Annotated in this window: 21 protein-coding genes; 15 read left to right on the top strand and 6 right to left on the bottom strand. The window is 72.0% G+C overall.

Annotated elements, in window-relative coordinates; translation table 11 throughout:
• Positions 1-24: 24 nt before the first annotated feature.
• On the bottom strand, positions 25-915 hold the full coding sequence (locus tag M1D56_RS04910) for a sigma-70 family RNA polymerase sigma factor (protein ID WP_456284864.1): 891 nt from the start codon (positions 913-915) through the stop codon (positions 25-27).
• A 5-nt stretch (positions 916-920) separates the two neighbouring features.
• Positions 921-1,379, bottom strand: a complete 459-nt coding sequence (locus tag M1D56_RS04915; protein WP_282978092.1) for a carboxymuconolactone decarboxylase family protein — start codon at positions 1,377-1,379, stop codon at positions 921-923.
• A 132-nt stretch (positions 1,380-1,511) separates the two neighbouring features.
• Here M1D56_RS04915 and M1D56_RS04920 point away from each other — a divergent pair, with 132 nt between their 5' ends.
• The 6 genes from M1D56_RS04920 (at position 1,512) to rbfA (ending at position 9,579) form a co-directional block, all read left to right on the top strand.
• Positions 1,512-3,266, top strand: a complete 1,755-nt coding sequence (locus M1D56_RS04920; protein ID WP_282978091.1) for a proline--tRNA ligase — start codon at positions 1,512-1,514, stop codon at positions 3,264-3,266.
• A 51-nt stretch (positions 3,267-3,317) separates the two neighbouring features.
• Entirely contained in the window at positions 3,318-4,793 is a 1,476-nt protein-coding gene (locus tag M1D56_RS04925; RefSeq protein ID WP_455968174.1) for an alanine/glycine:cation symporter family protein, read from the top strand.
• A gap of 106 nt (positions 4,794-4,899) precedes the next feature.
• Positions 4,900-5,889, top strand: a complete 990-nt coding sequence (gene nusA / locus M1D56_RS04930; protein ID WP_271172201.1) for a transcription termination factor NusA — start codon at positions 4,900-4,902, stop codon at positions 5,887-5,889.
• Between the two features lie 97 nt (positions 5,890-5,986).
• On the top strand, positions 5,987-6,226 hold the full coding sequence (locus M1D56_RS04935; RefSeq protein ID WP_456284865.1) for a YlxR family protein: 240 nt from the start codon (positions 5,987-5,989) through the stop codon (positions 6,224-6,226).
• Positions 6,227-6,286: 60 nt separating this feature from the next.
• Complete coding sequence (gene infB / locus M1D56_RS04940; RefSeq protein ID WP_310089089.1) at positions 6,287-9,061, top strand: translation initiation factor IF-2; 2,775 nt, start codon at positions 6,287-6,289, stop codon at positions 9,059-9,061.
• A gap of 74 nt (positions 9,062-9,135) precedes the next feature.
• On the top strand, positions 9,136-9,579 hold the full coding sequence (gene rbfA / locus M1D56_RS04945) for a 30S ribosome-binding factor RbfA (protein ID WP_271174195.1): 444 nt from the start codon (positions 9,136-9,138) through the stop codon (positions 9,577-9,579).
• Positions 9,580-9,582: 3 nt separating this feature from the next.
• Here rbfA and M1D56_RS04950 read toward each other — a convergent pair whose 3' ends face one another.
• Positions 9,583-10,455: an HhH-GPD family protein gene (locus M1D56_RS04950; RefSeq protein WP_421076006.1), complete on the bottom strand. Its 873-nt coding sequence runs from the start codon at positions 10,453-10,455 to the stop codon at positions 9,583-9,585.
• 160 nt (positions 10,456-10,615) lie between these two features.
• On the opposite strand from M1D56_RS04950, the gene M1D56_RS04955 reads away from it, so the two are divergent.
• The 5 genes from M1D56_RS04955 to M1D56_RS04975 are packed head-to-tail and all read left to right on the top strand — an operon-like array spanning position 10,616 to position 14,057.
• Entirely contained in the window at positions 10,616-11,284 is a 669-nt protein-coding gene (locus M1D56_RS04955) for a hypothetical protein (protein ID WP_421076005.1), read from the top strand.
• A gap of 41 nt (positions 11,285-11,325) precedes the next feature.
• Entirely contained in the window at positions 11,326-12,246 is a 921-nt protein-coding gene (gene truB / locus M1D56_RS04960) for a tRNA pseudouridine(55) synthase TruB (protein ID WP_421076004.1), read from the top strand.
• Positions 12,243-12,611 carry a hypothetical protein gene (locus M1D56_RS04965; protein WP_421076003.1) on the top strand — a complete coding sequence of 123 codons (369 nt, stop codon included), beginning with the start codon at positions 12,243-12,245 and terminating at the stop codon, positions 12,609-12,611. The genes truB and M1D56_RS04965 overlap by 4 nt, the downstream gene beginning before the upstream one ends.
• Before the next feature lie 52 nt (positions 12,612-12,663).
• Positions 12,664-13,101, top strand: coding sequence for a hypothetical protein (locus M1D56_RS04970; RefSeq protein WP_324011991.1), 438 nt, complete (start codon positions 12,664-12,666; stop codon positions 13,099-13,101).
• A complete protein-coding gene (locus M1D56_RS04975; protein ID WP_271174201.1) occupies positions 13,098-14,057 on the top strand; it encodes a bifunctional riboflavin kinase/FAD synthetase in 960 nt (319 codons plus the stop codon). The genes M1D56_RS04970 and M1D56_RS04975 overlap by 4 nt, the downstream gene beginning before the upstream one ends.
• Before the next feature lie 3 nt (positions 14,058-14,060).
• Here M1D56_RS04975 and deoC read toward each other — a convergent pair whose 3' ends face one another.
• Positions 14,061-14,780: a deoxyribose-phosphate aldolase gene (gene deoC / locus M1D56_RS04980; RefSeq protein ID WP_271174202.1), complete on the bottom strand. Its 720-nt coding sequence runs from the start codon at positions 14,778-14,780 to the stop codon at positions 14,061-14,063.
• A gap of 115 nt (positions 14,781-14,895) precedes the next feature.
• On the opposite strand from deoC, the gene M1D56_RS04985 reads away from it, so the two are divergent.
• The 3 genes from M1D56_RS04985 to M1D56_RS04995 all read left to right on the top strand — a co-directional run bounded on the left by M1D56_RS04985 (position 14,896) and on the right by M1D56_RS04995 (position 19,004).
• Positions 14,896-15,513, top strand: coding sequence for a hypothetical protein (locus M1D56_RS04985; RefSeq protein WP_456284866.1), 618 nt, complete (start codon positions 14,896-14,898; stop codon positions 15,511-15,513).
• Between the two features lie 242 nt (positions 15,514-15,755).
• A complete protein-coding gene (locus M1D56_RS04990) occupies positions 15,756-17,909 on the top strand; it encodes a DEAD/DEAH box helicase (protein ID WP_271174204.1) in 2,154 nt (717 codons plus the stop codon).
• Between the two features lie 66 nt (positions 17,910-17,975).
• Positions 17,976-19,004, top strand: coding sequence for an ATP-dependent 6-phosphofructokinase (locus tag M1D56_RS04995; protein WP_271174205.1), 1,029 nt, complete (start codon positions 17,976-17,978; stop codon positions 19,002-19,004).
• Positions 19,005-19,074: 70 nt separating this feature from the next.
• On the opposite strand, the gene M1D56_RS05000 is transcribed toward M1D56_RS04995, so the two are convergent.
• Complete coding sequence (locus M1D56_RS05000) at positions 19,075-19,998, bottom strand: hypothetical protein (RefSeq protein WP_282979977.1); 924 nt, start codon at positions 19,996-19,998, stop codon at positions 19,075-19,077.
• Between the two features lie 447 nt (positions 19,999-20,445).
• On the opposite strand from M1D56_RS05000, the gene M1D56_RS05005 reads away from it, so the two are divergent.
• Positions 20,446-21,342 (top strand): phosphodiesterase, encoded by an 897-nt coding sequence (locus M1D56_RS05005; RefSeq protein ID WP_456284867.1) that lies wholly within the window; start codon positions 20,446-20,448, stop codon positions 21,340-21,342.
• Here the strand turns inward: M1D56_RS05005 and M1D56_RS05010 are convergent.
• A complete protein-coding gene (locus tag M1D56_RS05010; RefSeq protein WP_456284868.1) occupies positions 21,325-23,493 on the bottom strand; it encodes a S9 family peptidase in 2,169 nt (722 codons plus the stop codon). The genes M1D56_RS05005 and M1D56_RS05010 overlap by 18 nt on opposite strands.
• Between the last annotated feature and the right edge of the window lie 14 nt (positions 23,494-23,507).

Raw genomic sequence — 23,507 nt, forward strand, 5'->3', positions numbered from 1 at the left:
AGGGGTGCGCCCGCCGCGCGGGAGTCAGGCGAGCACGCGCGTGAGCTTCTCGGGGTTCGACACCCGGCGGATGCCGCGGATGGCGCCGCTCGCGTCGAACTCGAACGCGATGACGTCGACCTCCGCCCCGATCGCGAGCGACAGCCCGGGCTCTCCGTTGACCTCCGTGTGCGCGACGCGGGGCTGCACGCCCGCTGCGATCGCCTTGCCGAGGATGCCCGCGAGGAAGCGGGCGATGCGACGCGGGCCGAAGACGGGGTTGAGAGCGCTGCGGACGCGTCCTCCGCCGTCCGCCCACAGGATGGCGTCGTCGGCGAGCGACGCCACCACGGCCGCGATGTCGCCGCCCTCGATGGCCTCGACGACGCGGGCGAGCGCCTCACGCGAGGGAGGGGGCGGCGACGCGGCGCGATCTCCGTCGAGCTGGAGCCGGCGCTCGCCGCGGGAGATGAGCTGACGCACGGCCGCCGGCGAGCGCTCGAGCACGCGTCCGATCTCGACCGCGCTCATGCCGAACGCCCGATGGAGCACGACGGCCGCGCGCGCCTCGGGCGAGAGCTGCTCGGCGAGGTGCAGCACCGTGAGCGAGAGCATCTCGCGATCGGCGACGACGTCCTCGGGAAGCCGGTCGACCGCAACCGGCTCGGGGAGCCACGGGCCGGGGTACTCCTCCCGCTCCGCCGCCAGCTGCCGCAGTCGGTCGATCGAGCGCCGCACGCACGTCGTGGTGAGCCATGCGGGCCACGACCGCACGGGCGCGCCCCGCTCGGCGCGGACGGCCTCGAGCGCCACCTCGGAGACCACGTCCTCCGCGTGGCCGAAGTCCCCGAGCATCCGATACGCGATGCCGATGAGGCGGTCGCGCTCCTCGCGCCAGGCGAGAGCGGCCGCCGAGCGCGACGACAGGGCCTCCACGATGCTCAGGCTACGGGGTGGGCGGCGTCCACCGGCGGCTCCATCTCGGTCGCGATCGCGATCCGGTTCCACACGTTGATCGTCGCAATCGCCAGCACGATGGCACCGAGCTGCCCGTCGTCGAAGTGCCTCGCCGCGGCATCCCAGACCTCGTCGTCGACCCCGTCGGGCCCGAGGCGGGTGACGGCGTCGGTGAGGGCGAGCACCGCCGTCTCGCGCTCGTCGAACAGGGAGCGCGCATGACGCCACGCGGCGACCGCGTGCAGCCTGCGCTGCGAGATCCCGCGCCGGGCTCCGTCGGTCGCGTGCATGTCCACGCAGAATCCGCATCCGTTCAGGACGGATGCCCGCAGCTTGATGAGCTCGTAGAGCTCGGCATCCACGGTCGAGCGCACATAGCCCTCGAGGCCGATCACCGCGGCATAGCCGAGCTTGTTGGTCTTCGCGATCGCGATGCGCGTCATGGGCGTCCTCCTCCGGTCGGTGTCGACGGCGGATGGCCGTCCGCCCATACCGTCGGAGCGCGTGCGCGAAGTGTGACAGGGGCGCCGCCGGCGTGTCGGAGCGGCGAGGGCGCGGGCCTAGACTTGTCGCTCGTGGTCACCCGTCTGTCGCAACTCTTCGTCCGCACGCTCCGAGAAGACCCTGCCGAGGCAGAGGTCGCGAGCCACCGCCTGCTCGTCAGGGCCGGTTACATCCGCCGTCAGGCGGCCGGCATCTTCGCGTGGCTCCCGCTCGGCCTGCGGGTGAAGGCGCGGATCGAGCAGATCATCCGCGAGGAGATGACGGCGGCCGGTGCGCAGGAGGTGCACTTCCCGGCGCTCATGCCGCGTGAGCCCTATCAGGCCACGGGCCGCTGGGACGAGTACGGCGACCTCCTCTTCCGTCTGCAGGACCGCAAGGGCGGCGACTACCTCCTCGCGCCGACGCACGAGGAGGCGTTCACGCTCCTCGTCAAGGACCTCTACTCGTCGTACAAGGACCTTCCGCTCACGATCTACCAGATCCAGGACAAGTACCGCGACGAGGCTCGGCCGCGCGCCGGCCTCCTGCGCGGACGCGAGTTCACGATGAAGGACGCGTACTCGTTCGACCACACCGACGAGGGCCTCGACCGCTCGTACCAGGCGCAGCGCGACGCGTACGAGCGCATCTTCCAGCGCCTCGGACTGGAGTACGCGATCGTGCAGGCCGACGCCGGGGCGATGGGCGGGTCGCGCTCCGAGGAGTTCCTCCACCCGACGCCCGTCGGCGAGGACACGTTCGTTCGCAGCGAGGGCGGCTACGCGGCCAACGTCGAGGCGTACACGACGACGGCGCCCGAGCCCGTCCCATTCGACGGCCTCCCCGAGCCCGTCGTCTTCGACTCGCCCGGCACCACGACCATCCAGACCCTCGTCGCGCACGCGAACGACGTGCTCGAGGGGGAGTGGACCGCGGCCGACACGCTCAAGAACGTCGTGCTCGCGCTCACCCATCTGGACGGCACGCGCGAGCTCGTCGTCGTGGGCATCCCCGGCGACCGCGACATCGACGACAAGCGCGTCGAGGTCGCCTTCGCGCCCGCCGAGGTCGAGCCCGCGACGGACGCCGACTTCGAGGCGAACCCGCTCCTCGTCCGCGGGTTCATCGGACCCTGGAGCGCGACCGGGCCCATCCTCGGCGAGGAGTCGGCCACGGGCATCCGCTACCTCCTCGACCCCCGCGTCGTCGACGGCACGCGCTGGATCACGGGCGCGAACCAGGCCGACCGCCACGTGCACGGGCTCGTCGCCGGGCGCGACTTCACGGCCGACGGCTTCGTCGAGGCCGCGACCGTGCGCGACGGAGACCCCGCTCCGGATGGCTCGGGCCCCGTGACGCTCGCGCGCGGCATGGAGATCGGCCACGTCTTCCAGCTCGGCCGGAAGTACGCGGAGGCGCTCGGCCTCAAGGTGCTCGACGAGAACGGCAAGCTCGTGACCGTCACGATGGGCTCGTACGGCATCGGCGTCACGCGCATCCTCGCGATCATCGCCGAGCTTTCGCACGACGACAGGGGCCTCATCTGGCCCGAGTCGGTCGCGCCGTTCGACGTGCACGTCGTGGCCACGGGCAAGGGAGACGAGGCGTTCGCGCTCGCCGAGCGGCTCGTCGCCGACCTCGAGTCGGCCCGCCTCGACGTGCTCTACGACGACCGTCCGAAGGTGTCGCCGGGGGTCAAGTTCGGCGACGCCGAGCTCATCGGCGTGCCGAAGCTCGTCGTCGTCGGGCGCGGTGCGGCCGACGGGATGGTCGAGCTGTGGGACCGTCGGACGGGCGACCGCGAGGTGGTCCCGTTCGCCGACGCCGTGGCGCGCCTGACGGCCTGACGCGCCGCGCGGCGTTTGGCCGCGGCACTCCGAGGCGACATACTGACGCGCATGGAAGACCTCGAAGCGTTCATCGGCTGGTTCGGCAACGAAGTTCTCTGGACCTGGATCGTGCTGCCGATCGTGGCGCTCCTCGGCGTGTACATCACGGTGCGCTCGGGCGCGGTGCAGATCCGCATGCTGCCGGAGATGATCCGGACCCTTGCGGACAAGACCCCGCTCGACGACGACGGCCGCCCGCAGTCGGTGTCCTCGTTCCAGGCGTTCACCATCTCGGCGGCCTCGCGCGTCGGCACGGGGAACATCGCGGGCGTCGCGACCGCGATCGCGGTCGGCGGGCCCGGCGCGGTCTTCTGGATGTGGCTCATGGCGACGATCGGCGCCGCCTCGGCGTTCGCCGAGTCGACGCTCGCGCAGCTGTTCAAGGTGCGCGACAAGGACGGCTTCCGCGGCGGCCCTGCGTACTACATGGCCAAGGGACTGCGTGCCCGCTGGATGGGCGTCGCGTTCGCGGTCATCCTCATCTTCTGCTTCCCGTTCGCCTTCTCGGCTCTGCAGGCGAACACGATCGCGCTCACGATGTCGTCCGCCATCACGCAGCTCTCCGGGGCCGAGGGCACCTGGCTGCTCTGGGTCGTCGGCATCCTCACGGCGGCGCTCACGGGCGTCATCGTGTTCGGCGGCGTGCGCCGGATCGCGAGCGTGACGCAGGGGCTCGTCCCCGTCATGGCGCTGGCCTACCTGCTCCTGGGCCTCGCGGTCGTCATCGTGCACATCGACCAGCTCCCCGCCGCGTTCGCGTCGATCTTCACGCAGGCGTTCGGGTTCAACCAGATCCTCGGCGCGACGCTGGGCCAGATCATCCTCACCGGCGTCAAGCGCGGCATGTTCTCGAACGAGGCCGGCCTCGGCTCGGCGCCCAACGCGGGCGCCGCCGCCGCCGTCACGCACCCCGCGAAGCAGGGCTTCGTGCAGTCGCTCGGCGTCTACTTCGACACCATGATCGTGTGCTCGATCACCGCGTTCACGGTCCTCGTCGCGGTCCCGATCGAGAAGGGCGGGATGTCCGGCATCGAGCTCACCGAGCACGCGCTGACCTCGTCGCTCGGGGGCTGGGCCACGATCGCCCTGGCGGTCGTCGTGTTCATGCTCGCGTTCAGCTCGATCATCGGGAACTACTACTACGGCGAGGCGAGCATGGAGTTCATCTCGACGAAGCCCGCGGTGCTCACGACGTTCCGGGCGCTCGTCGTGCTCGCGGTGCTCGCGGGGTCGGTCGCCGCCGCGAGCTTCGTCTGGACGCTCGCGGACGCGATCATGGGCGTCATGGCCGTGATCAACCTCGTCGCGGTCGCGCTGCTGTCGGGTCTCGTCTTCCGACTGCTCAAGGACTACTCGCAGCAGCGCCGAGCAGGTGCCGATCCGGTGTTCACGCGCGACCTCATGCCCGACGTGCAGGGCATCGAGTGCTGGGAGAACGCGGAGAGCGTGACCGGCCCGATCCGGGTGGTCGGCCGCAGGCGCTGAGGCCCGCGCCCGCGGCCCGCTCCCAGCGTGGGCGCGGCTCGATCCGGTATCGTTGCGGAGATGTCGGCGAGACGTGTGCCGATGAGAGCTGAATACGGAGGACGCTGTGGATATCGATCTCGGATTGCTGCGAACGGTCGAGCGCGAGAAGGAGATCCCGTTCGACGAACTCGTTCGGATCATCGAGCAGGCCGTCCTCACGGCATACGGCAAGCACGTCTCCCAGAGCGGCGAGATCCCCGAGGGCGCACGCGCGCACCTCGACCGCAAGACCGGCCACGTCGCGATCCTCGTCCCCGTGCGGGATGAGGAGGGCGCGGTCATCGGCGAGGAGGAGACGACTCCCGAGGACTTCGGCCGCATCGCCGCCTACGCGGCCAAGCAGGTCATCAGCCAGCGCCTGCGCGACCTGGCCGACGACGCCGTGCTCGGCGAGTTCCGCGGCAAGGAGGGCGACATCGTCGCGGGCGTCGTGCAGCAGGGGCCCAACCCGCGCATGATCCACGTCGACCTCGGCACGGTCGAGGCCATCCTGCCGCCCGAGGAGCAGGTGCCCGGCGAGGAGTACTCGCACGGATCCCGCCTGCGCGTCTACGTCACGAGCGTCGCGAAGGGCCTCAAGGGCCCGCAGATCACCGTGTCGCGCACGCACCCCGGTCTCGTCCGCAAGCTCTTCGCGCTCGAGGTCCCCGAGATCGCGAACGGACTCGTCGAGATCACCTCGCTCGCCCGCGAGGCGGGGCACCGCACGAAGATCGCCGTGCGCGCCAACGACCCGTCGATCAACGCGAAGGGCGCCTGCATCGGCGAGCTGGGCCGCCGCGTCCGCGCCGTCACCGAGGAGCTCAGCGGGGAGAAGATCGACATCGTCGACCACGATGACGACCTCCCGAAGTTCGTCGCGAACGCGCTGTCTCCCGCCAAGGTGACGAGCAGCTTCGTGCTCGACGCGACGACGAAGGCCGTTCGCGCACTCGTGCCCGACTACCAGCTGTCGCTCGCGATCGGCAAGGAGGGGCAGAACGCCCGTCTCGCCGCCAAGCTCACGGGCGCCAAGATCGACATCCAGCCCGACAGCATCCTCGAGCAGGGCTGAGCCGGCCCAATCGAAAGGGCCGTCGCGACACGCGCGACGGCCATCCGCGATGCCGAGGTGTAGGATGGAACCCGTACGGACGTGCGTCGCCTGTCGCATGCGCGCTCCCCGAGCCGCCCTTCTCAGGGTGGTCGTCATCGATTCCGAGCTCGTCCCCGATGAGCGCGCTGTCATGCCGGGCCGGGGGGCGTGGGTCCATCCGACGCCCGAGTGCATCGGAACCGCACTCACACGCCGCGCCTTCGTACGAGCACTGCGCGTGCCGGGCCCGCTCGACACGCAGACCTTCGAGAAATGGCTGAGCAGCTATGGAAATCAAGTGAACGGCTCGAAATGAGACCCGTCCGCCTTTAGAGGTCTGCCCTGTCCGGGGCAGGCCGCCCCAGACAGGAGAATTGTGGCAAAACCACGCGTACATGAGATCGCCGCGGAGCTGGGCGTCGACAGCAAGGTCGCGCTCGCGAAGCTCAAGGAGCTCGGCGAGTTCGTGAAGAGCCCGTCGTCGACGGTCGAACCGCCCGTCGCGCGCAAGCTGCGCGCCGCGCTCGAGTCGGAGGCCGCCGCGAAGCCCGCGGACGCCCCCGCCGACGCGAAGCCCGCGGCCCGCAAGCCCGCACCCGCGCGCCCCGGCGCGCCGCGCCCCGGCGCACCCAAGCCCGGTCCCGCGCGTCCGGCCGAGAAGCCGGCCGCCGAGGCGCCCGCTGCACCGAAGCCCGCACCCGCGAAGCCCGCTGCCAAGCCGGCTCCCGCGGCCCCGCAGGCCGAGAAGCCGGCCGCTGCCGAGGCGCCCGCCGCGCCGAAGCCCGAGGCCGCCGCTCCCGCGGCGCCCGGCGCACCGACCCCCGGGCCCCGTCCCGGCGGCCCGCGTCCCGGCAACAACCCGTTCGCGTCGCAGCAGGGCATGGGCAAGCGCCCGGGCGGTCCGCGTCCCGGCAACAACCCGTTCGCATCGGCGCAGGGCATGGGCCAGCGCCCGACGCCCGGCAACATCCCCCGCCCGCCGAAGCCGCAGGCTCCGCGCCCGGGTGCACCGCGCCCCGGCGCGCCGCGCCCCGGTCGTCCCGGTGGCGGCGCCGGTCGTCCCGGTGCTCCGTTCCAGCAGCGTCCGGGCGGCGCGGGTCGTCCCGGCGGCCCCGGTGCCGGCGGCGGCTTCCGTCCCGGCGGCGCACCCGGCGGCGGCTTCGCCGGCCGCCCCGGCCCCGGCGGCCGCGGTCGCGGCGGCACGGCCGGCGCATTCGGCAAGGGCGGCGGCAAGTCCAAGCAGCGCAAGTCGCGTCGGGCGAAGCGTCAAGAGTTCGAGATGCGGGAGGCGCCGATCGTCGGCGGCGTCAAGGTCCCGCGCGGCGACGGCAACACCGTCATCCGGATGCGCCGCGGCGCATCGATCTCCGACTTCGCCGACAAGATCGAGTCGATCACCGGCATGAGCGTCCAGCCGGGCAACCTCGTCACGGTGCTGTTCCACCTCGGTGAGATGGCGACCGCGACCGAGTCGCTCGACGAGGCCACGTTCGAGGTGCTGGGCTCCGAGCTCGGCTACAAGATCCAGATCGTCTCGCCCGAGGACGAGGACAAGGAGCTCCTCGAGGGCTTCGGCCTCGACCTCGAGAAGGAGGAGCTCGAGGAAGACGACGCCGACCTCGAGATCCGTCCCCCGGTGGTCACGGTCATGGGTCACGTCGACCACGGAAAGACGCGACTGCTCGACGCCATCCGCAAGACGAACGTCGTCGCGGGCGAGGCCGGCGGCATCACGCAGCACATCGGCGCGTACCAGGTGTGGACCGAGCACGAGGGCTTCGAGCGCGCGATCACCTTCATCGACACCCCGGGTCACGAGGCCTTCACGGCCATGCGCGCCCGCGGTGCCGAGGTGACCGACATCGCGATCCTCGTGGTCGCGGCCGACGACGGCATCATGCCGCAGACGGTCGAGGCCCTGAACCACGCGCAGGCGGCCGGCGTGCCGATCGTCGTCGCGGTCAACAAGGTCGACAAGCCCGAGGCGAACCCGGCCAAGGTGCGCCAGCAGCTGACCGAGTACGGCCTCGTGGCTGAGGAGTACGGCGGCGACGTCATGTTCGTCGACGTCTCCGCGCGTCAGAACATCGGCATCCAGGACCTCCTGGACGCCGTCCTCCTCACGGCGGACGCGGGTCTCGACCTGCGTGCGAACCCGAACAAGGCGGCGCGCGGTGTCGCGATCGAGGCGAAGCTCGACAAGGGCCGCGGCTCGGTGGCGACCGTGCTCGTCCAGGCGGGGACGCTGCGCGTCGGCGACCCGATCGTCGCCGGCACGGCGTACGGCCGCGTCCGCGCGATGATCGACGAGAACGGCGACGCCGTCACCGAGGCCGCTCCCTCGCGGCCCGTGCAGGTGCAGGGTCTCAGCTCGGTTCCCCGGGCCGGCGACACCTTCATCGTCACGGACGACGACCGCACGGCGCGTCAGATCGCCGAGAAGCGCGAGGCCGTCGAGCGCAACGCCCAGCTGGCCAAGGCCCGCAAGCGCATGTCGCTCGAGGAGTTCACGCGTGCGCTCGAAGAGGGCAAGGTCGAGTCGCTCAACCTCATCATCAAGGGCGACGTCGCCGGTGCCGTCGAGGCGCTGGAGGAGTCGCTGCTCAAGATCGAGGTCGACGAGAGCGTCCAGCTGCGGATCATCCACCGCGGTGTCGGCGCGATCACGGAGTCCGACGTCAACCTGGCCACGATCGACAACGCGATCGTGATCGGCTTCAACGTCCGCCCCGACGCCAAGGCCCGCGAGGCCGCGGCTCGCGAGGGCGTGGACGTCCGGTTCTACTCGGTCATCTACAACGCGATCGACGATGTCGAGCAGTCGCTCAAGGGCATGCTCAAGCCGGAGTACGAGGAGGTCCAGTCGGGCGTCGCGGAGATCCGCGAGGTCTTCCGCTCCTCCAAGTTCGGCAACATCGCGGGTGTCATCGTCCGCTCCGGCACGATCACGCGCAACGCCAAGGCGCGCGTCATCCGCGAGGGCGTGGTCATCGCGGACGGCCTGGCGATCGAGTCGCTGCGCCGCTTCAAGGACGACGTCACCGAGGTCCGCACGGACTTCGAGGCGGGCATCGGCCTCGGCAAGTACAACGACATCCAGGTCGGCGACGAGATCGAGACGACCGAGATGGTCGAGAAGCCGCGCGGCTGACGCGGATCTCACCCACCGGCCCTGTCGGGCGGCTTTGGCCGCTCGGCAGGGCCGTCTCATCCAAGGAGGACAACATGGCCGGACAGGAACGTCAGGCGCGGCTCGCGGATCGCATCCGCGTCATCCTCGCCGAGCGCCTCGAGAAGGGCCTGCGCGATCCGCGGCTCGGCTTCGTGACGATCACCGACGTGCGCGTGTCGGGTGACCTGCAGCACGCGTCGGTCTTCTACACGGTGTACGGCTCCGACGAGGAGCGCGTCGCGAGCGGCGCGGCCCTCAAAGCCGCCACCGGCATGCTCCGCCGCGAGGTCGGGAAGCAGCTCAACACGCGGCTCACGCCGTCGCTCGAGTTCATCCCCGACGCGCTGCCGGAGACGGCCGACCACCTCACCGCGCTCCTGCGCGAGGCGCGCGAGCGCGACGAGGCGGTCGCCGGGCTCGCCGCTGGCGCGCAGTGGGCGGCGGGGGAGGACCCCTACGTCAAGCCGCGTGAGACGGCGGACGAAGACGACGCCTGAGCCTCACCGAGGCAGGCGCAGCAGCTCTCCGTCGGTCTCGACGAGTCCGTCGGACAGCAGCGAGAGGATGGCCCGGTCGCGCTGAGCGCGGTCGGGCCATTCCGCGATCACGGCGTCCTGCGGGGCGCCATCCGGGCCGGCCTCGCGGAGCCGGCGCAGCACGGCGCCGCGGGCCTGACGGTCGCTGCCCTCGTACCGGGCCTGCCGTCGCCGCGTGTCCGGCGTCTCGGGCCGCCCCGCCGCCAGCCACGCGCACGACGCGCGGACCGGGCACTCGTCGCATCGCGGGGCGCGCGCCGTGCACACGACCTGACCGAGCTCCATCGCCGCGGCGTTCATCGCCGCTGCCTCGGCCGGGGTCTCCGGCAGGAGCGCGGTCATCGCCTCGAGGTCGCGGCGGTGGGGAGGACCCGGCTGCGCGCGGCCGTCCACGGCGCGCGCGATGACGCGCCGGGTGTTCGTGTCGACGACGGGATGGCGGTCGCCGTACGCGAAGACCGCGACGGCCCGCGCCGTGTAGTCCCCGATGCCCGTGAGCGCGAGGAGCGCGTCCACGTCACGCGGGACGACGCCCTCGTGGCGGTCGCGGATCTCGACCGCGGCGCGGTGCAGCCAGAGTGCGCGGCGCGGGTAGCCGAGGTTCGCCCACTGCCGCACCGCCTCGGCCGGAGCGTCGTCGGCGAGCGCGGTCGGCGTCGGCCAGCGCTCGAGCCATGCCTCGAGGTGCGGGATCACGCGCGCGACCGGGGTCTGCTGGAGCATGAACTCGCTCACGAGCGTGCCCCAGGCCCCGTATCCCGGGCGGCGCCACGGCAGATCGCGCGCGTGCGCGCGGAACCACGGCACGAGCCTGTCGGCGAGGTCGAGGGTGGGCATCGTCTCAGCCTATGACGCGCTCATCCGCGCTCCGTGCGCACCCGTTCAGGTGCTTCGCATCGGGGCGCGACCGAAGCGTTATCGGACGGCGTCCTAACCGTTACCGACCCCGCCGATCCGGGCACTACCGTCGAAGAGGGGCAGCTGAGAGGAGATCATCATGATGCGCATCCGAGCGGGAATCGCTCTGACCGGGGTGCTGGCGCTCGCGATGGCCGGCTGCGCTTCGGAGGGAGATCCGGCCGACACCGCGGAGCCGACGTCGCCCTCGCCGAGCGAGAGCGCGTCGCCCTCGCAGACGCCGAGCACGCCGCCGCCCACCCCCACGACGCCCGGGCAGGACGCCGAGGACCCGGCTGACCCCGCCACGTGGGAGATCGAGGACGGCGAGCTCGGCCCGATCGAGCTCGGCGACGACTTCGACGAGGTCGTGGCGTCGCTCCCCGGCGACTGGGTGAACGACGACAGCTGCGCGTGGGTCGCGTACTGGAGCGCACCCGACGGCACGTACCTCGTGTCGTTCCAGCGCGACGCCGAGGGCGCCGGCCCCGTCATCGCCGCGACCGTCGAGTCGCTGAGCGACCGGTCGGGGATCGGCCCGCGGACCGAGGACGGCCTCGGTGTGGGCGCGACGCGCGAGGACGTCCTCGCGGTGCACCCCGACGCCGTCGAGGTCGACTCGCCGATCGAGGGCATCTCGTTCCTGCGGATCGACGACGACGACGCGTCGGACGGATCCGTGTTCTTCCAGTACGCGGACGGACAGGACGGGGCGACCCGGGTGGCGGTCACGACGCTCGAGACCCCTGCGTACGAGGCCTGCGCCTGACCCGTCCGCGGGGCACTCGGCAGACGCAATACGCTGGAGGGATGGCGTCACGCGTTCCCCAGGCCGGAGGCATCCTGCTCGTCGACAAACCGGGAGGCCTGACGAGCCATGACGTGGTCGCGCGCTCACGGCGCGCCTTCGGAACCCGGAGGATCGGCCACGCCGGAACGCTCGACCCGATGGCGACGGGGCTCCTCGTCCTCGGGATCGAGGGGTCGACGCGCCTGCTGACGTATCTCGTGGGCCTCGACAAGACCTATACCGCGACCATCCGGCTCGGGCAGTCCACGACGACGGACGACGCCGAGGGCGACGTCACCGCATCCGTCTCGCCGGAGACCCTCGCTGCCGTCGCGGACGCGGACATCGCACGCGGCGTCGCCGCGCTGACCGGCCCGATCTCGCAGGTGCCGAGCGCGGTGTCCGCGATCAAGGTCGACGGACGCCGGGCGTACGACCGGGTGCGGGCGGGCGAGGAGGTCGAGCTCGCGGCGCGCGAGGTCACGATCTCGCGCTTCGAGATCGACGCCGTGCGCCGATCCGAGGGGGCGATCGATCTCGACGTCGCCGTGGACTGCTCGTCGGGAACGTACATCCGCGCCCTCGCGCGCGACCTCGGCGTCGCGCTCGGAGTTGGCGGGCACCTCACCGCGCTGCGTCGCACGCACGTCGGGCCGTTCGACGTCGCGGACGCGGCCGCGGTCGACGACCGGCTCGCCGACGCGCCCCTCCTTCCGCCCGCCGACGTGGCCGCCAGCGTCCTCGGCCGCTTCGACGCGACCGTCGACGAGGCGCGAGACCTGCGCCACGGCAAGCGGCTCGCCGGCGCGGCCGCACGCGTCCCCGGCGCTCTCGCTGCCGCCATCGGTCCGGATGGCGCGCTCATCGGGATCGTCGAGAAGCGCGGATCCGCCCTCAAGAGCGCCATGAACATGCCGGAGCCTCAGGGAGGCGCCGCATGATCGCGTGGTTCACGATCGCGCAGGTCGCCGTCGCGAGCCTCGCGGGCGCGCTGTGCGTCATCCTCGGACTCGCCGGACGGCGCCCGAGCGACCTCTCCGTGGGCGCCATGGCTCTCGTGCAGGTGCTCCTCGTCGTGCAGATCGTCATCGCGATCATCGCGCCGCTCGCAGGCAACCCGCCCACGGGCGACCTGCTCGAGTTCTGGACCTACCTCGTGTCGGCCGCGCTCCTTCCCGTCGCGGGCGTCGTGTGGGCCTTCATCGACCGCAGTCGTTGGAGCGTCGTCGTCATGGGGGTGCTCGGGCTCGCCGTCGCCGTGATGGTGTACCGCATGCACGTGATCTGGACGATCCAGGTGGCCTGACCGCGCTCTCGCGCGGCCCGCGCGCAGGTGCGCCGCCTAAAATGGAGCCGTTATGACAGAGCCAGCGCGCACCCGCCGGATGACCGGCGTGGGCATCGTCCTCGTGTTCGTGTACGGCGTGATGGCGCTGGCCGCCACCGGGCGGTCGTTCGTGCAGATCGTGCGCGCGTTCGACGAGGCGCCCGTGGCCTACACCCTGTCGGCGGCGTCGGCCGTCGTGTACATCCTCGCGACTCTCGCGCTGATGTTCTCGAAGAGCGACGCGTGGTACCGCGTCGCGTGGGTGTCGGTGATCTTCGAGCTCGCGGGCGTCATCATCGTGGGCTCCCTGAGCATCGCGCTCCCCGCCCTGTTCCAGCACCCGACCGTGTGGTCGCTCTACGGAAGCGGATACGTCTGGATCCCGCTCGTGCTGCCGTTCTTCGGCATCTGGTGGCTCGCGACGCACCGCCCCGCCCGCTCGCGGCAGGCCGCGGAGGTCGCCCGATGATGCTCTTCCGCGACGCCGGCGAGGTGCCGGAGGGGTTCGGGCCCTCCGTCGTCGCGATCGGCAAGTTCGACGGCGTGCACGCGGGGCACCGCGCGCTCATCGAGCGGATGCTCGTCGATGCCGCGGGCACGGACGCCCGCACGGTGGCTGTCACGTTCGATCGGAACCCGCTCGCGCTCATCGCGCCTGCCCGCTGCCCGCAGCCGCTCGTGAGCGTGCAGCAGAAGGTCGACCTCCTCGAGCGCACGGGCGTCGACGCGACGCTGCTGCTCGCGTTCGACGAGCAGCTCGCGGCGGAGCCCGCGGAGAGCTTCGTCGAGCGCGTGCTCGTCGGCGCGCTGCGCGCGCAGCGGGTCCTCGTGGGGAGCGACTTCCGCTTCGGGCGCGGGGGAGCGGGCGACGCCGCGCTGCTCGAGCGGATGGGCGCCGAGCACGGGTTCTCGGTCGAGATCATGCCCGACATCGCCAGCTCGGGCGACGGGCGCCGCGTGTCGTCGTCGTGGATCCGCGAGCTCCTCGACGCGGGCGACGTCGAGCGCGCCGCGAAGCTGCTCGGTCGCCGGCACGCCGTGCGCGGCGAGATCGTGCACGGGCTGAAGCGCGGGCGCGAGCTGGGCTTCCCGACGGCGAACCTCGCGCAGGACGCCGAGGGGTTCATTCCCGCCGACGGCGTGTACGCGGGATGGCTCGTCGTCCCGCGCGGAGAGCTCGGCTCGGTCGTGCGGTACCCCGCGGCGATCTCGGTCGGCACGAACCCGACCTTCGACGACGTCGCGCAGCGCCAGGTCGAGGCGTACGTGCTCGACGAGGACGACCTCGACCTCTACGGGCTGAGGGTCGAGGTGCAGTTCGCGGCGCGCATCCGAGGGATGGTCGCGTTCGAGGGCATCGAGAAGCTCATCATCCAGATGACCGACGACGTCGCGCGCGTGCGCGAGGTCCTCGCGGGCGGCTGACGCTCAGTACGAGGTGGAGTCCTCGGCGCCCGTGGCGACGCCTCCCGCGGCGCGCGCCCGCAGCTCGCCGAGGATCGTCGCGCTCGCGCTCGTCCCGAGGCGGGTCGCGCCGGCCTCGAGCATCGCGATCGCGGCGTCCAGCCCGCGGACGCCGCCCGACGCCTTCACCTGGACGGCGGAGGAGACGCTGCGGCGCATGAGCTCGACGTGCGGCACCGTGGCGCCGCCGCCGGCGAAGCCCGTCGAGGTCTTGACGAACGTCGCGCCGCCGGCCTCCGTGAGCCGGCTGCCGCGCGCGATCTGCTCCTCGTCGAGGAGGCTCGTCTCGAGAATGACCTTCGTGACGAGGCCGTCTGCGGCGTCGACGACGGCGCGGATGTCCGCCTCGACCCGGTCGTCCTCGCCGCCGCGCAGGGCGCCGATGTGCACGACCATGTCGAACTCGGTGGCCCCGTCCTCGCGCGCCTGACGCAGCTCGGCGACCTTGGCGGCGGTCGACGTCGTGCCGTGCGGGAAGCCGATCACGGTGCCGACGGCGACGCCAGAGCCCTCGAGCCGGCGCACGGCGTACGCGACGTCGGACGGGCGCACGCACACACTGAACACCTTCCACTCGGCCGCGATGTCGAGTTCGCGATCGACGTCGGCGCGCGTGAAGTCGGGCTTGAGGATCGCGTGGTCGATGGCGGCGGCGACAGCCGCCTCGGTGAGCTCGATGGCCATGCGCCCAGCCTACCTTCGCCTGCCGGGCCGCCGCCCGAGGCCTGTGCGGCGCGATTGCATCACGATCGGCGTGCGTCGTCGCCCGCGCGCCATCCGCTCGGATAGCGTCGAGAGCATGATGCGCCGTGCACTCGCCCCCCTCCTCGCAGCGGGCGTCCTCCTCTCTCTCGCAGGATGCGCGAGCAGCGTCGGCACGGGCCAGGGTGCGGAGCCCGATCCCACGCCCTCCGCGACCTCCACTCCGACGACCGCGCCGACGACATCCGTGCCCACGACCGCGCCCGGCGTGTTCACGATGCCCGCCTCGTGCGAGCAGGCCTGGTCGACCGAGGCGCTCTCGATCCTCAGCGAGGAGGCCGGTGCCCTGAACGACCCGGGTCTCACGATGCTCTCGACCGAGGTGGTCCCCGCCCTCGAGGTGCTCGACGCCGTCGAGTCGCTGCGCTGCACGTGGGGGCTCGCGAGCGAGGTCGGCATCGCGACGACCCTCGCCGCCGTCGACGAGGCCCAGACCGAGACCATCCGCACCGCGCTGCTCGCCGAGGGCTTCACCTGCGAGGAGCGCGAGGTCGTCACTCGCTGCGAGCTCGAGACGGAGCTGACCGGGGAGGTGCCCGGTGCGACCGGCGAGGTGCACGTGCTCGGCGGAGGCGGGTGGGCCGCGACGCACTGGCTGAACGCCGACTTCGAGCCCCAGTACACCGACGACCTCATCGCGACGCTCTGGATGTGACCGCGCCTGGTGGGATCCGGCGCGCGATGGCGTAGAATGCCCGTGAGGCTTCCGCTCATCCGTTCGACGCGACAGCGCCGGAGGAGCGGGCCGCGTCACCGGACGCCGGAGTGCGCGCGCTGTTCGGTCGCCGTCCGTCGATCCAGGCGGCCGGCGCCGCCGCAGTCCGGCAGGGCGTGACGCACGCACGACTTCGACCGGCCAGGCACCAGCGGCCGCCGGCAGCGACGCTCAGGAGGAGCATGCCGACCACGGCACCCGCGCGACAGCGCAAGAAGTCCTCGTCCGCACGACGCGACGACGAGGCCCCGATCATCCCGATCCTCGCGCGCAAGGTGCGCGAGATCGAGGCCAAGGCGCAGCGCAACAAGCTCGGCCCGACCAACCGGGTCAAGTTCCAGGTCATCGCGTTCCTCGTGCGCGAGGAGCGCGCCCGCGTCAAGGCCGACGACGCGCTCTCCGACGCCGCGCGCGCCGAGCTGCTCAAGCGGCTCGACGGCGTCGCGACCATCCTCGCGAAGACCGCGGCACGCGACACCTCCCTCATCCAGCTCCTCGAGGCCGACCACGCGACGTCGCCCGTCGCGCGCCGGATGCGCCGCGACTGGCTGCTCGAGTCGGGTGCGGAGCTGCCGCCCGAGGAGCTCGTCATCACCGACGAGAAGCCCGCGCTGCCCGCGACCGTCGTCGCGCCCGTCGTCTCCGAGCGCGCCGTGACGCCGCCGCAGATCGAGGCGCGCCGCGAGGCGAACCCCTTCCTCGCACCCGACCTCTCGCGCGTGCCCGCCGGCCCGACGCCGCGTCGACGGCTCGACGGCTGGGAGCTCATGGGGCCGCTCTACAAGGCGTTCGAGCTGGGCGCCGGCGGCGGGGCCGCCACGATGCCCCTCCCGCCCGTGCCCGAGTTCGACCGGCTCTCGCCCAAGGGGCTCGAGATCATGCCGCATCAGTCCCGGTTCCTCGAGGCGGTGCGCGCGGGTCACCGCGAGTTCCTCCTCGCCGACGAGCCCGGTCTCGGGAAGACGGCCGAGTCGGTGCTCGCGGCGTCGGTCGCCGAGGCGTACCCGCTCGTGGTGGTCGTGCCCAACGTCGTCAAGATGAACTGGGCGCGCGAGGTGGAGCGCTGGACGCCGCAGCGCCGCGCGACGGTCATCAACGGCGACGGGCAGGACGTCGACGCCTTCGCCGACGTCTTCATCGTGAACTACGAGATCCTCGACCGGCACATCGGATGGCTCGCGACGCTCGGGCTGCGGGGGATGGTCGTCGACGAGGCCCACTTCATCAAGAACCTGTCGTCGCAGCGCTCGCAGAACGTGCTCGCGCTGTCGCAGAGCATCCGCGAGTCGACGCCCGGCGGCAAGCCGCTCCTCCTCGCCCTCACCGGCACGCCGCTCATCAACGACGTCGAGGACTTCGACGCGATCTGGCGCTTCCTCGGGTGGACGAACGGCGAGAAGCCCGGTCCGGAGCTCATGGAGAAGCTCGACGCGACGGGGCTCACTCCGGCCGACAAGGCGTTCTACCCCGAGGCGCGCGAGGCCGTCATCTCGATGGGCATCGTGCGACGTCGCAAGAAGGATGTCGCGGCCGACCTGCCCGACAAGCTCATCGCCGATCTGCCGGTGCAGCTCGACGACGAGTTCGGGCGCAGCATCCGCGCCGCCGAGCGCGAGCTCGGGGAGCGCCTCGCCGCTCGCTACCGCCGGATCATCGAGGCGCGCGGCGAGCGCGGGCTCGAGGCGGGCGAGATCGACGACGACATCGTGCGCCTCGTCGCGCAGGGCGAGCTCGACGAGTCGAAGGCCGCGGGCACAAGCGGCGACAACGTGTTCGCGATGGTGCGGCGGATCGGCCAGGCGAAGGCCCTGCTCGCGGCGGACTATGCCGCGCAGCTGCAGCGCTCGGTCGGCAAGGTCGTCTTCTTCGCCAAGCACATCGACGTCATGGACCAGGCGGAGGCGCACTTCGCCGCGGCAGGCATCAAGGCGGTCTCGGTGCGCGGAGAGCAGACCGGCGCCGTGCGCCAGGCGGCGATCGACGCGTTCAACAACGATCCCGAGGTCGGCATCGCGGTCTGCTCGCTGACGGCTGCGGGCGTGGGCGTGAACATGCAGGTCTCGTCGAACGTCGTGCTCGCGGAGCTGAGCTGGACGGCCGCCGAGCAGACGCAGGCGATCGACCGCGTCCACCGCATCGGGCAGGACGAGCCGGTCACCGCGTGGCGGATCATCGCCGCGCACACGATCGACACGAAGATCGCCGAGCTCATCGACCGCAAGCAGGGTCTGGCGGGCCGCGCGCTCGACGGCGAGGCCTTCGACGAGACGTCGAGCGACTCGGTCCAGCTGGCCGCGCTCATGCACCTGCTCCGCCAGGCTCTGGGCGACGACTAGGCTCCCACCGCATGCGGCGCCCGGGAGGGGAAAGGACACCCTCCCGGATGCCCTAGCGTTGTTGTCATGAAGATCGGCGTTCTGACGAGTGGTGGCGACTGCCCCGGCCTCAATGCAGTCATCCGTGGTGCGGTGCTCAAGGGCACCGAGGCGTACGACATGGAGTTCGTCGGCATCCGCGACGGCTGGAAGGGGCTCGTGGAGGCGGACTTCTTCCCCCTCACGCGGCGCGACGTCAAGGGCCTCTCGAAGGTCGGCGGGACGATCCTCGGGACGAGCCGCACGAACCCCTACGAGGGCGACCGCGGCGGTGCCGAGAACATCGCGAAGACGCTCTACGGGCACAAGCTCGACGGCATCATCGCGATCGGCGGCGAGGGCACTCTCGCGGCCGCGCAGCGCCTCAACAACGACGGGATCCCCGTCCTCGGCGTCCCCAAGACCATCGACAACGACCTGCGCGCGACCGACTACTCGTTCGGCTTCGACACGGCCGTGAACATCGCGACGGACGCGATGGACCGCCTCCGCACGACGGGCGACTCGCACCAGCGCTGCATGGTGGCCGAGGTCATGGGCCGTCACGTGGGCTGGATCGCCCTGCACTCGGGCATGGCCGCCGGCGCGCACATCATCTGCATCCCCGAGGTGCCGCTGTCGCTCGAGGAGATCACCGAGCACGTGCTCGCCGCCGCGGAGCGCGGTCGCGCCCCGCTGGTCGTGGTCGCCGAGGGCTTCAAGCTGAAGGGCCAGGACGAGGCCTACAGCGACAAGGGCCTCGACGCGTTCAACCGCCCCCGCCTCGGCGGCATCAGCGAGGTGCTGGCACCGCTCATCGAGCAGGCGACCGGGATCGAGACCCGCTCGACCGTGCTCGGCCACATCCAGCGCGGCGGCGCCCCCTCGGGCTTCGACCGCGTGCTCGCGACGCGCCTCGGGCTGCACGCCGCCGACGCGGTCGTGGATGGCGCGTGGGGCCAGATGGTCGCGATGCAGGGCACCGACATCGTGCGCGTTCCGTTCACGGAGGCGCTCGGCGAGCTGCACACCGTGCCGCTCGCCCGCTACGAGGAGGCCGCAGCCCTCTTCGGCTGATCCTCCCTCCTCCCGTGTCTCACTCTCGGCGGGAATCGCTGCCGCGTTCCCGCCGAGAATGAGACACGCGTCACGCGGGGGCACCGGGGCGCCATCCGCGTTCCCGCAGCGCGGCCGCGACGAGCCCGGCCGCAGCCGGGCTCGGTCCGGCGAGGTGATGCCGCAGGATCCGCACCATGAGCCATCCGCGTCTGCGCACGGCCTCCCAGCGGTCCGCGTCGCGCTCGAACTGCCGTGCGTCCTGCGCGTGCACGCGTCCGTCGTACTCGACGCACACCCGTCGCCGCAGGTAGGCCATGTCGAACCGCGCGACGTGCGTGCCGTCGGCGTCGTGGAGATCCCAGTTCAGCTCCGGCTCGGGCAGGCCGCCCCGCCAGATCGCGAGCCTCGTCCGCGTCTCGCCGGGCGACTCCGCTCCCGGCCGGGTGAGGGCGAGCGCCTTCGCCAGGCGGCGGCCGCGCACGTCGCCCATGATCTCGACCTCGGCCGCGAGATCCGCGAGGGTGAGCACCCCGTGGCGGCGACCGGCGAGGTGATCGGCCGCGACGACGAGCTCGTCCAGCGTCCAGAGCCCGCCGACCTGGCGCCAGGCGCGGGCGGGCGACTCCAGCGGGAGCTCGGCATCTGGGTACAGGAGAGCCTCGCGTCGCTGCAGTCGATGGCCGCGGATCCCCGCGATGCGGGGCGGATGGGATGGCCGGTGCACCGACACGTGCAGCTGCGCGTTCGCCCGAGCCGGCACCGGCACTCCGATGAGGCCGAGCGCGGTGTCGTGGCTGTAGAACTCGCCGGGCTTCAGCCGCGGCGCATACTCGAGGCATCTCTCGCGGAGGCTCTCGGGGGCGAGGGCGCGCGGCGTCCGCACCCCGGGATAGGGGCGGTCGAGGTCGAGGGCTCGGAGCCGTGCGGTCGAGATGCCGCGATCGAGCGCGTCACGCACGTGGAACGGCGCAGTGGCCAGGTCGAGGGGGAGAGGCTCAGGACGACGCGACATAGCGGCAGGATGGCCCGGCGGAGCCGACCGGAGCGGCGCCTGCGCGCGCGGATCGGCGCCGATCCGGCGCGCCCCCGCCCTGTGCACGCGGTGTCGCCGTCGTTGCGCGGGTGTCCAGGGTCGTCCGGCGCTCGCCCGGGGCCGTCCGGCGTGCCATCCCATGTCTCATCTCCTGCGGCTTTCGCCGTGCGATTCCCGCGCGAAGTGAGACACGGGTGCGGGACCGGGCCGTGCATGTCTCGATTGCTGCGGTCATGGGAGGCGAATTCCCGCGCGAAGTGAGACACGGGTGCGGGACCGGGCCGTGCATGTCTCGATTGCTGCGGTCATGGGAGGCGAATTCCCGCGCGAAGTGAGACATGCGGCCCTCGCGTCAGGCGATGGGGTCCTCGCGTCAGGAGACGGGCTCGTTGCGCCGCCGTCCGGGGCGGCCCCTAGGCTGGCGGCATGGAGCAGTTCGGCAGGCATGCGCCCGCGCGGCGCACGATCGTCCACCTGAGCGACACCCACCTGCTCGCGGGCGGGCGCCTGCTCAACGGCGCGATCGACACCGACGCCAACCTCGTGCAGACCCTGGAGCGCGTCGAGCGCCTCGCGGGCGGCGTCGACGCGCTCGTCTTCACCGGCGACCTCGCCGACCTCGGCGAGCCCGAGGCCTACACCCGCCTGCGCGCCCTCGTCGACCCCGTGGCCGAGCGTCTGGGCGCTCCCGTCGTCTGGGTCGCGGGCAACCACGACGAGCGCCCGGAGCTGCGTCGCGACCTGCTCGGCCTGCCCGCGACGCAGGAGGCGGTGACCGGCGCGTGGGATGTCGGCGGGCTGCGCCTCATCGCGCTCGACTCATCGGTCCCCGGATGGCACCACGGCGATCTCGACGACGGCCAGCTCGAGTGGCTCGCGGAGCAGCTCGCGACACCCGCGCCGCTCGGCACCGTCCTCGCGCTCCACCATCCGCCGCTGCCCAGCCACATCCCGCTGTTCGACATCCTCGAGCTGCGCCGCCAGGATGAGCTCGCGCGCGTCCTGCGCGGGTCGGACGTCCGCGCCATCCTCGCGGGGCATCTGCACTACTCGACGAGCGGCACCTTCGCGGGCGTCCCCGTGAGCGTCGCATCGGCGTCCTGCTACACGATGGACATCGCGCTCCCGGCGCAGAGCGTGAACGGGATGGACGCGGGCCAGGCGTTCCACCTCGTGCACGTCTACGACGACACGATCACCCACTCGGTCGTGCCGGTCGCGTCAGCCGACCCGGGCGACTACTTCACGCCCGCGTGGTACGCCGAGATGGCCGCGCTCACCCCGCAGGAGCGGCTCGAGCGCTTCTCACGCAAGCCGGTCTGAGGCCTCGTCGGCGATCCCCAGGACGTCGAACATCCACGCGAGCTGGAACGCGCGCTCGCGCCACGCGTTGTAGCGGCCGCTCACGCCGCCGTGCCCTGCGGTCATCTCGCACCGCAGGAGCGCGTCCGCGTCGACCTCGCGCAGGCGCGCGACCCACTTCGCCGGCTCGACGTACAGCACGCGCGTGTCGTTGAGCGACGTCATCGCGAGGATGCGCGGGTAGCGCACGCCCTCGCGGACGTTCTCGTACGGCGTGTACGACTTCATGTACGCGTAGACCTCGGGGTCGTGCAGCGGGTCGCCCCACTCCTCCCACTCGATCACGGTGAGCGGGAGGGACGGATCGAGGATGGTCGTGAGCGCGTCCACGAAGGGGACATCGGCGAGGATGCCCGCGAACAGCTCGGGAGCGAGATTCGCGACCGCGCCCATGAGCAGACCGCCGGCGGACCCGCCCTCGGCGACCATCCGGTCCGGCGAGGTGTACCCGCCGTCCACGAGGAAGCGCGCGACGTCGACGAAGTCGGTGAACGAGTTGCGCTTGTTCGCGAGCTTGCCGTCCTCGTACCACGCGCGGCCCATCTCGCCGCCGCCGCGCACGTGGGCCACCGCGAAGACGACGCCCCGGTCGAGCTCCGACAGGCGCGCGTACGAGAAGCCGGGGTCGATCGAGTGCTCGTACGAGCCGTAGCCGTACAGGTGCAGCGGGCGGGGTGCGGCGCCCGGGTCGCCGAAGGAGCGCTTCCACACGACGGAGACGGGGATGAGCGTGCCGTCGGCCGCCGGCGCCCACAGTCGCTCCTGGCCGTAGTCGGCGGGGTCGTAGCCGCCGAGCACCTCGACGTGCTTGAGCTCGCGCAGCTCGCCGGTCTCGACCACGTAGTCGAACACCGTGCCAGGCGTCGTGAACGAGCCGTAGCTCAGTCGGACGACGGGCTGCGCCCACTCGGGGTTGCCTCCGGACCCCGCGTTGTACAGCGGCTCGTCGAACGCGATCTCGCGCACGGCGTGGGTCCCGTAGTCGAGGATGCCGACCCGCGGGATGCCGCCGGACCGGTACTCCACGATCGCGAAGTCGCGCAGGCAGTCGACGCTCTCGAGGCGCGTGCCGGGGGAGTGGGGGATGACGACCTCGGGCTCAGCGTCGGGGGCGTCGGCGGGCACGCGCACGAGCTCGAAGTCGAGCGCGCCGCGGTTGTGGAGCACGTAGAGCCAGTCCGCACCGTCGACGACGGCGTGGTCGACGGAGTACTCGATGCGCTCCGAGCGGCTCCAGATGGTCGTGCGGGGGACGGCTGCCGGATCCTCGGCGAGGCGGGGCAGGTCGGCGACGGGCAGCACCTGGATCTCGCTCGTCGTGTTCGACGCCGACTCGATCACGAGGTACTGCCGGCTGCGGGTGAAGCCCGCTCCGATCCAGAACGCGTCGTCGTCCTCGTGCGCGATCTCGACGTCGTGCTCGCGGGTCGGCTCGCCCACGCGGTGGAGCCAGACGCCGTCGGGGCGCCATGCATCGTCCACGGTCGAGTAGAGGATGAAGCGCCCGTCCGGGGTGAAGCGCGCCCCGCCGCCGAGTCCCTCGAGCACGTCGGGCAGGAGCTCGCCGGTCGCGATGTCCTTCACGCGGACGGTGTATCGCTCGTCGCCCTGCGTGTCGACGCCCCACAGCATGCGCGAGCCGTCGGTCGTCACACTGAACGCCCCGAGTGCGAAGTACTCGTGTCCCTCCGCCTCGACGTTGCCGTCGAGCAGCACCTGCTCGCCCGGCACCTCGACGTCGACGTCGAGCTTCGGGGGAGTCCAGTCGTCCTCGCTCGCGAGCGGCGCGCGGCACTGGAGGCCGTACTGCCGACCCTCGAGCGAGCGGCCGTAGTACCACCATCCGCCCTGGCGCACGGGGACCGTCAGGTCCGTCTCGCGCACGCGGTCCTTGATCTCCTGGAAGATCGTCTCGCGCAGCGGCTCGAGGTGGGCGAGACGGGCGTCGGTGTACGCGTTCTCCGCCTCGAGGTGCGCCCTCACCTCGGCGTCGTCCTTCGCGCGCAGCCACTCGTAGCCGTCCTCGACCACGTCGCCGTGATGCGTGCGGACGACAGGGCGTCGCGGGGCGGTCGGGGCGATGGGGGGCGCGGTCTGCGCATCGGGGGTCACGGGTCCACGCTAAT

The sequence above is a fragment of the Microbacterium sp. JZ101 genome (assembly GCF_053903175.1).

Bases quoted from the DNA above. Each gene is read 5' to 3' on its own strand.
- M1D56_RS04915 (WP_282978092.1), bottom strand. From the start codon at position 1,379: ATGACGCGCATCGCGATCGCGAAGACCAACAAGCTCGGCTATGCCGCG.
- M1D56_RS04925 (WP_455968174.1), top strand. From the start codon at position 3,318: ATGGAAGACCTCGAAGCGTTCATCGGCTGGTTCGGCAACGAAGTTCTC.
- M1D56_RS04935 (WP_456284865.1), top strand. From the start codon at position 5,987: ATGCGCGCTCCCCGAGCCGCCCTTCTCAGGGTGGTCGTCATCGATTCC.
- rbfA (WP_271174195.1), top strand. From the start codon at position 9,136: ATGGCCGGACAGGAACGTCAGGCGCGGCTCGCGGATCGCATCCGCGTC.
- M1D56_RS04950 (WP_421076006.1), bottom strand. From the start codon at position 10,455: ATGCCCACCCTCGACCTCGCCGACAGGCTCGTGCCGTGGTTCCGCGCG.
- M1D56_RS04955 (WP_421076005.1), top strand. From the start codon at position 10,616: ATGATGCGCATCCGAGCGGGAATCGCTCTGACCGGGGTGCTGGCGCTC.
- truB (WP_421076004.1), top strand. From the start codon at position 11,326: ATGGCGTCACGCGTTCCCCAGGCCGGAGGCATCCTGCTCGTCGACAAA.
- M1D56_RS04965 (WP_421076003.1), top strand. From the start codon at position 12,243: ATGATCGCGTGGTTCACGATCGCGCAGGTCGCCGTCGCGAGCCTCGCG.
- M1D56_RS04970 (WP_324011991.1), top strand. From the start codon at position 12,664: ATGACAGAGCCAGCGCGCACCCGCCGGATGACCGGCGTGGGCATCGTC.
- M1D56_RS04975 (WP_271174201.1), top strand. From the start codon at position 13,098: ATGATGCTCTTCCGCGACGCCGGCGAGGTGCCGGAGGGGTTCGGGCCC.
- deoC (WP_271174202.1), bottom strand. From the start codon at position 14,780: ATGGCCATCGAGCTCACCGAGGCGGCTGTCGCCGCCGCCATCGACCAC.
- M1D56_RS04985 (WP_456284866.1), top strand. From the start codon at position 14,896: ATGATGCGCCGTGCACTCGCCCCCCTCCTCGCAGCGGGCGTCCTCCTC.
- M1D56_RS04990 (WP_271174204.1), top strand. From the start codon at position 15,756: ATGCCGACCACGGCACCCGCGCGACAGCGCAAGAAGTCCTCGTCCGCA.
- M1D56_RS04995 (WP_271174205.1), top strand. From the start codon at position 17,976: ATGAAGATCGGCGTTCTGACGAGTGGTGGCGACTGCCCCGGCCTCAAT.
- M1D56_RS05000 (WP_282979977.1), bottom strand. From the start codon at position 19,998: ATGTCGCGTCGTCCTGAGCCTCTCCCCCTCGACCTGGCCACTGCGCCG.
- M1D56_RS05005 (WP_456284867.1), top strand. From the start codon at position 20,446: ATGGAGCAGTTCGGCAGGCATGCGCCCGCGCGGCGCACGATCGTCCAC.